The following is an 8,027-nucleotide window of genomic DNA, read 5'->3' as shown; positions in this document are numbered from 1 at the left end:
TGCTAATTTTCCTGTAAGTATGGTCCTGGAAGCGCTGGATACGGTCAGATACTTTTCGAATGGATCAAGTTGAGCCGGTCTTTCTATGGCACCGTAAAGACTCGCAATGGCTTTCTCAAACAATTGATTTATCGACTCAGGAACCGCAGTGGCGACCGTTGTCTTTTGCTGCGCGAGCTTATAAATGACGTACTGATTCAGACTTATCCCTTCTTTTTCAGCCTCGCGCGCTAATTGTCGATGCAAGCTTTTTGGAAGTCGAAGTAGGAGTTTACCGCTGTACACCTGATCATTCCATGCGCTGGGAATATCACGGCCAGCTTCAATCTCAGCCTCAATCCATCCAATGGCGGTTGCCTCTAGATTTTTTAGTGCTTCTTCTGGAGTTTCGCCTTCGGCGATACACCCTTCGAACTCCGAAATGTATGCCGAGTATCCGCCCTCTGCTTCCGGGATCAATACACGCTCGTATGGACGCTGCATCATGTCAGTAGGGGTGATGTTCGGCATGGAACCTCCTCCTTCTAGCGCTTGCCTTCTTCCAACTGTACTTCCCAGGCGTCAAGATCGCCCTCAATAATATCAAGCGAGGCCTTTGCCGTCCCTTTTTTCATGCATCCCGGGTGATAGTGAATAGGCAGGGCCCGTCTTCCTGGAAGCGGGCTCACATACATGGGCGGCGAGCTCCCGGGCCGTTGTGCTCTGCCCACTGACTGGGCTAACGCGCTCATCTCACTGAACTTGATATTTCCTAGGCGATTACGCATATCTGCAATCCGGCCGCGTATCTCCCCTATTCTTTGTTGCGTCATGATACCGCCCATAGTATCAACTAATCAAGGCTGATCTAGAATTACGCTTTTGAGCCTTCTACCGGCGGGCGCAATGTAGCAGAGCATCTTTGGACTATCAATTGGTGCTGTTGACACTGTTAGAGGCGTATTTACACCGTTGTGAAAAGCGTTGTGAAATGAGTGGGAAATGGAGGGAAATCTGAGGAAAGCAGGGGAAGGGCTAAAGCGCTCTTCCCCCTGTGTTTATGCGGGAATTATCATTTTTATTGGGTTTTCGTGTTATCCAAAAATTAGTTTTCGAGACTGCCCGATTCGGCCGCTCTCGCACCTCTCCGGTATGGCAGATCGTCGGCTGGTTTGATTATCGAGCAGGCGAGGAGAACATACTCGATGGGTGTGCCGAGCTTACCGTGGTCGATCCGGTTTTGCAATGGCTTCACGTGACGCAGCCGAAGAGGGGAACGACAACTCGGTCAACTCCGCGTTCTCCACGCCTCGTTTGACCAAGGCGAAAATATCGATCATGCGTTCGACTCTATGCACATCATCAAGGCGAGTTTTGGTGCTTGGGTGGGGAGGCACAAATAGTTTGCAACAGTCCTGGTCGGGCTCTATCGACGTCTCGTAGGTGCCGAGACGTCTGGCTTCGTCGATGATCTCACGTTTGTCCATGCCGATCAGTGGCCGGAGGATCGGCAGCTCCGCTGCTTCTTCAATCGCACACAAATTCTGAGGCGTTTGAGACGCCACTTGACCCAGGCTATCGCCTGTCACTAACGCCCAACACTGTTCCTTTCTCGCCAACTCCTGAGCGATTCGGACCATCATTCGTCTGTACAGCACGATGCGGAACGGGGCAGGCGCGTTCAGAATGATCTCTCGCTGGATTTCCCCGAAAGGAATCACATGGAGGCGTGAATCGTATTGAAAGGCGGTGAGGTGCCGTACAAGTTCGTGAACTTTTTCCTCCGAAGCTCGGCTGACCAATGGCCGCCCCGAAAAGTGAATGAAAGAAGCAAGGCATCCGCGCTTTATCATGCGATAGGCGGCCACAGGTGAGTCGATTCCACCCGAAATCAGGCAGGCGATCTTTCCGCTCACGCCGACCGGCATGCCGCCGGGACCTTCGATCTTTGCCGCCGCGCAAAACGCCTCCTTTGACAGGAGCTCGATATAAATGGTCAAGTCAGGATTCTTCAAGCTGACTTTCCTTCCGGTTCTGGCGCAGACCGCGGCACCGAGCGCTTTTTCTATGTCCATTGAGGTCAACGTCAGTCGCTTGTCGGCTCGTCTGGCTGTAATCCTGAACGTGGTGAAGGATTGCGATTCAATCTCTTCGAAGACTGCCGTTGTGAGCGCATCCAAGTTCGGATTAGCCAATTGGAGCGGAACAACACGACCCGGCAAAAAATTGGCAATGCCGCATACACGTATAAGCCGCTCTCGAACCACTTCTGGGGGAGCTTCGGGCGGGAGCCAGATGCGGATTCGACTGTGCAGGTTCTCGACTTGCCGCACTCCCGCATCCGCCAGGGCGGTCCGAATGTTTTTAATGAGGCATTGCTCGAAGTAATCTCGATTGTGGCCCTTAAGAGCAAGCTCATGATAGTGGACGATCACACAACGCATGCTGGAGATAGGTTGAGGTCGAGGTTAAGGTGTAAGGTCCTTTTTTCCGAAAGAGCTGAGCCTTGGCCTCAACCTTGGCCTGAGGCTTCTAAGAATCGCTCGGCGTCGATCGCAGCCATGCCGCCGGTCCCGGCTGCGGTAATGGCCTGACGATAATGGGGGTCTTGGACATCCCCCGCCGCAAACACGCCGGGGACATCGGTGGCTGTTCCGTGATTCGTCACGATATAGCCTGCGCCGTCCATCTTCAGCTGGCCGTTGAAAAGCGCGGTGTTCGGGTGGTGGCCGATCGCCAGGAAGAACCCGGAACAGGGCAAATCCCAGGCCTTTCCAGTGACGACATTCCTGATGCGGACACCGGCCACCACATCCTGTCCAAGAATATCTTCGACGACACTGTTCCAGACAAAAGCAATTTTTTCATTCTTCATGGCCCGGTCTTGCATGATTTTGGAAGCCCGAAGCTTGTCGCGGCGATGAACAACCGACACTTTGGTGGCGAACTTGGTGAGAAATGTCGCCTCTTCCATCGCGCTGTCTCCGCCACCTACGACAACCAATTCTTTACCTTTGAAGAAAAATCCATCGCAGGTCGCGCAGCTGGACACACCATGGCCCCACAATCGTTTTTCGTTTGAGAGACCGAGCGTGATCGGAGAGGCGCCGGTCGCGATGATCAACGTTTTGGTTTCAAGGGCTTCCTCGCCGTCCACAATGATTTGAAAAGGCCGAGTCCGGAGATCGACCGATGTGGCGTCACCGATCTTGAAGACCGTTCCAAATCGCTCTGCTTGAGAGCGCATCTCTTTCATTAGTTCCGGCCCCATGATGCCCTTTGCGAAACCAGGGTAGTTTTCCACTTCGGTGGTAGTCGTGAGCTGGCCGCCTGCCATCCAGCCTTCGATGAGGAGAGGAACGAGATTCGCGCGGGCAGCATAGATGGCTGCGGTGAGTCCCGCCGGACCCGATCCGATGATAACGACGTTGTGCATATCGGTGTGACTCTATCACAGCGTGAAAGCTGAAAGTAGAAGGCTCTTAGCCCGCGTTATTCATGGCGGCCCGTTGTGAATCGCCAAACCGCGTCGTAAGGCCCAGGGAGCGAAGCCCGGAGAAAGCGCCATTGACGCATACGAACGCCGGTCAACCAAGAGGCCGGAGGTCTTTAAACAGCTTGAAGACCTCTCTGGCAAGCCGTCTTCGATCCCTAGTGCCATCCAGAATATAATTTGCCAGTCGGCGCTTTTTTGTCAGAGGCAGCTGGTTTCTGATGCGTCGAAGTGCTTCGGATCGTGAGAGGCCATTTCGCTTTCTGAGGCGGGCGATCTGGGTTTCTCGATCAGCGGTCACGACAATGATCTTATCCACACGTTTGTCGATGCCGGCTTCGAAGAGCAACGGGACATCGTAGATCACGACCGCGTGGGGATTTCTCTTTTCGGCTTGTTTGGCCAGCTTGACCTGTTGCCGTGCGACGCGCGGGTGAATGATCCGTTCGAGACGGCGGAGGTTTTTTTTGTCGCGAAAGACGATCGCGCCCAGAGCGTGACGATCGATGGTGCTATCAGGATGCAAGATTCCCCTGCCGAACGCCATGACAATCTCCCGCCACGCCGGTTTGCCTGGCTGAACAACGTCACGCGCTAATTCATCCGCGTCGATTACGATGGCCCCGCATTGCCGGAACATCTTTGCGATGGTGCTTTTCCCGGTGGCCACGCCTCCGGTTAAGCCGACAAGCATCATGGCGGCGGAGCATATCATGCGTCCTGCCGTACAACAACGCGCGATTGACAGGATTGGCCGCGGGCTTGTATGAAGTTCCCCATGCGGCCAATTGTTTATTTCGCGCTAGTCCTTGGTTTGATCTTTGTTGGTCCGGGCCGTGCCCGAGCTGAAAATACCGTGCCCACGCCGAGGACAATTACCGTCGCGCTCGACGGCACGGGGGATTTTTCTTCACTTCAAGAGGCCGTGGACAGCGCCATGAAGGGTGACACGGTCCTGATCAAGGCAGGGGCTTATGCTCAGGATCTTACCGTCCATAGCAAAGAAAAGATCAAGATTATGGGTGCGGGTGCAGACAAGGTAACTCTCCTTGGGAGAAGCGATCTAGTCGGCGTGCTGCATGTCGGCAAGTGGCCCTATGGGGCGACAGATATCGAAATCAGCGGCCTTACGATTGGCGAACATGGAGGGCATGCCCTCGGCATTTTCAACGGGAACCGCATCACGCTGCGTCAGGTTCATGCGAAAGGAATGGTTTTCGGCCAACAGGTGCAGGATGTCCGTATCGAAGACTGTGTGATCGGGGGGAGTGAGACGACGGGCGTGCATTTTTCGGATTCTCAGGTTCTTCTGATCGGAAATGTAATCCATGATAACGACCACGGTGTGAATGTGACCGGCACATCTTCGGTCCGGCTTGAGCGTAATATCATCACCAGAAATTTGTTCGAGGCCGTCGTGATCAGTGACAGGACAAAAGCGGTCTTGGTCAATAATACCCTGGTCAAGAATGGTGGTGGAGCGGCATTCCTAGGCTTGTCCACGATCGAGGCCTCTGGGAATATTCTGAGCCTCAATAAAGTCGGCTTTCTCATGGCAGATTCGAGTCAGGCCAAGACGTCGTACAACGTCTTGTTCGATAATGAGGTGAACTACATGAGGGCCGGATCCCCGAACATTCACGCGCCGGAACTCCAGGCTGAATCGGACATGACGGCCGATCCACGCTTTGTCGATGCGGAGCATGATGATTTCCGACTGAAGCCCGACACGACTTTGCTGAACCGCGGGACGTTTCATTACCTTGGGGCTCTGCCTCCGCTTCTGGTTCCCGCACAAAATCGTCAATAACCAAGCTGAAACAATGGGATAGGGGAGGCTCCTTTGTGGAGAATGCGTATGGTATGCTTTCTGTGTAGCGCGTATCCTTCCGGTTCATCCCTTCAATTAAAGTAACGTCACGAGCAAGCCGAGAAGGATTCAACCAGGAGGTTTCCCTTGGCTAGCTTTCGCAGTAACCTTGAAAAATCGTCGAGTGAAGGTATCCCCTCGCTCATGGATATGGAATCCGGCAAGTTGGTGGGGGCCGTGCTGCCTATGTCTGAGAAGGCACAGATCCAGATGCGGAACAGCATCGAAGTCATTGAATATCTCTTGAATCAAGAACGAGTGATCTGGAGCTAGCACTCAATTCCTTGGCCTACCCGGTGCCCCTCTCCGGTCGACAATTCGCAAGCTTCCATTTTTTCTTACGACTTCATACCCTCTTAAGGTAAACGGGAGACCGACAAGAGGGATGAGTCTAAGTCCTTGCGTCAAGCGATCATGCCTTGATTCTTGTCCTCAGTGAGTGCATCGTAATCCTGTCCGCTTGATATTCGCACGCACGTAAGAGGTCCAGTGGGGAAAACAGTTCGGACATCTTCTCGCTCTCCGCGAAACGCTGAGCGGCAACGGCTTGGCGAAGATGCAATTCGTAAGCAGCATTGGAGACGCTGGGGGCCGTACTTGAGCGAACGTGCCTGGGGAACGGTGCGTGAAGACTATAGCCCTCACGGAACTGCTTGGGAAGCCTTTCCTCATGACCATGCCCGCTCGCGCGCCTACCGGTGGAACGAAGACGGACTAGCCGGAATTTCAGATCGTCACCAATACATCTGTTTTGCCGTCGCGCTATGGAATGGACGCGATCCTATACTGAAGGAGCGAGCATTCGGTCTGACAGGCAACGAAGGCAATCACGCAGAAGATGTCAAAGAGTATTATTTCTATTTAGATTCAACGCCGACCCATTCATACATGAAGTATCTCTATAAGTATCCACAGGCCGAGTTCCCGTATGCCAAGCTTGCTGAGGAAAATCGCCGTCGCGGACGCGGAGAGTTGGAGTACGAGCTGATCGACACCGGAGTGTTTGATGAGAATCGCTACTTCGATGTCGTCGTCGAATATGCGAAGGCAACCCCGGAGGAGCTTCTCATCCGTATCCAGGTGACGAACCGAGGGCCGGATTCTGCCGAGTTGACGTTGTTACCCACCCTCTGGTTCCGGAATACTTGGTCATGGGGAATCGATGCTCGTCGGCCAAGAATGCGCGAGGGAAAAGCTGTCGATGAGATGAGCGTGATTGAATTGGATCATGGGTATTATGGAGAACGTCGCCTATGGTGTGGAGGGACGCCGTCGCTACTCTTTACTGAGAATGAGACGAATACGCGCCGATTATACGGTGACCAAGACGGCGCCAAATATGTGAAAGATGGTTTTCATGACTACATAATCCATGGTCGATCAGATGCGGTCAATCCGGAGAAGGTCGGCTCAAAGGCTGCCGCTGAGTATCGATTATTCCTGCCTCCGGGAGCATCGGAAATCATTCGCCTGCGTCTGACCAATCGAACAGAGATGGCCGGGTTTAAAGTTCAAGCGTTCAATGAACTCTTTGCTCAACGCATCCATGAAGCCGATGAGTTTTATGACGAACTGGCTCCAGCTGATCTTTCCGAGGATGCACGGGTGGTGCAACGACAGGCGTTTGCCGGGTTACTGTGGAGCAAACAATTTTATCATTATGATTTGAAACGCTGGCTCGTCGGGGATCCAGGGATGCCGGATCCTCCCCAGGAACGTCTCCAAGGACGGAACGCCGACTGGACACATCTCTACAATGCCGATGTGATCTCGATGCCGGACAAATGGGAATATCCCTGGTATGCCGCGTGGGACTTGGCATTCCATTGCATTCCGCTGGCTCTTGTTGACCCGACCTTCGCGAAAGAACAGCTCATTCTGATGCTGAGAGAATGGTACATGCACCCGAACGGGCAGATTCCGGCATATGAGTGGGCGTTTGGAGACGTCAACCCGCCGGTTCATGCCTGGGCTGCATGGCGAGTCTATAAGATCGAACGAAAGAGGAGAGGGGTCGGTGATCGGGTTTTCCTCGAGCGAGTGTTTCATAAGCTGTTATTGAATTTCACCTGGTGGGTGAATCGAAAAGATGCGGAGGGGAAGAATATCTTTCAAGGTGGGTTTCTGGGACTCGACAACATCGGTGTTTTTGATCGAAGCGCGCCGTTGCCGACCGGTGGTCATATCGAACAGTCGGATGCGACCAGTTGGATGGGAATGTATTGCCTCAATATGCTCTCGATCGCACTGGAGCTGGCGCGTGATAATCGAGCATATGAAGATGTCGCGAGCAAGTTCTTCGAGCACTTTGTGTACATCTGCAGAGCCATGAACAACATCGGGGGTGAAAAAATCGAGCTTTGGAATAGGGAAGACGGATTTTTTTATGATGTGCTGCATCTTCCTGATGGACGAAATTTTCCGCTCAAGGTTCGGTCTCTCGTTGGACTGATTCCGCTGTTTGCCGTGGAAACGTTGGACTCGGAGTTGGTCGACAGCCTTCCCCGGTTTAAGCACCGCATGCAGTGGTTCATCGAAAATCGGCCTGATTTCAGCGCTCACGTCGAGACCCATTCATATGACGGAGGAGTACGGAGGTTTTTGTCGCTGGTCAATCCAGTACGGCTCAAGTCGGTATTACGGTACATGCTCGACGAGGAGGAATTTCTCTCACCCTACGGCATC

Annotated in this window: 8 protein-coding genes; 3 read left to right on the top strand and 5 right to left on the bottom strand. The window is 53.3% G+C overall.

Going from position 1 to position 8,027, the window contains the following annotated elements:
- From ACOSYY_RS01495 to coaE, 5 genes are all read right to left on the bottom strand, one after another.
- Window positions 1-510: toxin-antitoxin system HicB family antitoxin (locus ACOSYY_RS01495; protein WP_421660487.1), on the bottom strand; the 510-nt coding region annotated here is incomplete at its 3' end.
- 14 nt (window positions 511-524) lie between these two features.
- Window positions 525-767, bottom strand: a complete 243-nt coding sequence (locus ACOSYY_RS01490; RefSeq protein WP_421660486.1) for a hypothetical protein — start codon at window positions 765-767, stop codon at window positions 525-527.
- A gap of 432 nt (window positions 768-1,199) precedes the next feature.
- On the bottom strand, window positions 1,200-2,414 hold the full coding sequence (gene thiI, locus ACOSYY_RS01485) for a tRNA uracil 4-sulfurtransferase ThiI (RefSeq protein ID WP_421660484.1): 1,215 nt from the start codon (window positions 2,412-2,414) through the stop codon (window positions 1,200-1,202).
- A gap of 77 nt (window positions 2,415-2,491) precedes the next feature.
- Entirely contained in the window at window positions 2,492-3,415 is a 924-nt protein-coding gene (trxB, locus tag ACOSYY_RS01480; protein ID WP_421660483.1) for a thioredoxin-disulfide reductase, read from the bottom strand.
- A gap of 151 nt (window positions 3,416-3,566) precedes the next feature.
- The gene (gene coaE, locus ACOSYY_RS01475) at window positions 3,567-4,187 is read right to left on the bottom strand and encodes a dephospho-CoA kinase (RefSeq protein ID WP_421660482.1); all 621 of its coding nucleotides are present in this window, start codon (window positions 4,185-4,187) and stop codon (window positions 3,567-3,569) included.
- A gap of 63 nt (window positions 4,188-4,250) precedes the next feature.
- On the opposite strand from coaE, the gene ACOSYY_RS01470 reads away from it, so the two are divergent.
- The 3 genes from ACOSYY_RS01470 to ACOSYY_RS01460 all read left to right on the top strand — a co-directional run.
- Window positions 4,251-5,282: a right-handed parallel beta-helix repeat-containing protein gene (locus tag ACOSYY_RS01470; RefSeq protein ID WP_421660481.1), complete on the top strand. Its 1,032-nt coding sequence runs from the start codon at window positions 4,251-4,253 to the stop codon at window positions 5,280-5,282.
- A gap of 147 nt (window positions 5,283-5,429) precedes the next feature.
- Entirely contained in the window at window positions 5,430-5,615 is a 186-nt protein-coding gene (locus ACOSYY_RS01465; protein ID WP_421660480.1) for a hypothetical protein, read from the top strand.
- 216 nt (window positions 5,616-5,831) lie between these two features.
- The coding region (locus ACOSYY_RS01460) for an MGH1-like glycoside hydrolase domain-containing protein (protein ID WP_526023261.1) at window positions 5,832-8,027 on the top strand (2,196 nt) is incomplete at its 3' end.

It is taken from the genome of Nitrospira sp. BLG_2 (assembly GCF_049222245.1).
Note: the sequence above shows the minus strand (reverse complement) of the source record. Positions and strands in the feature narration are given on the sequence as shown.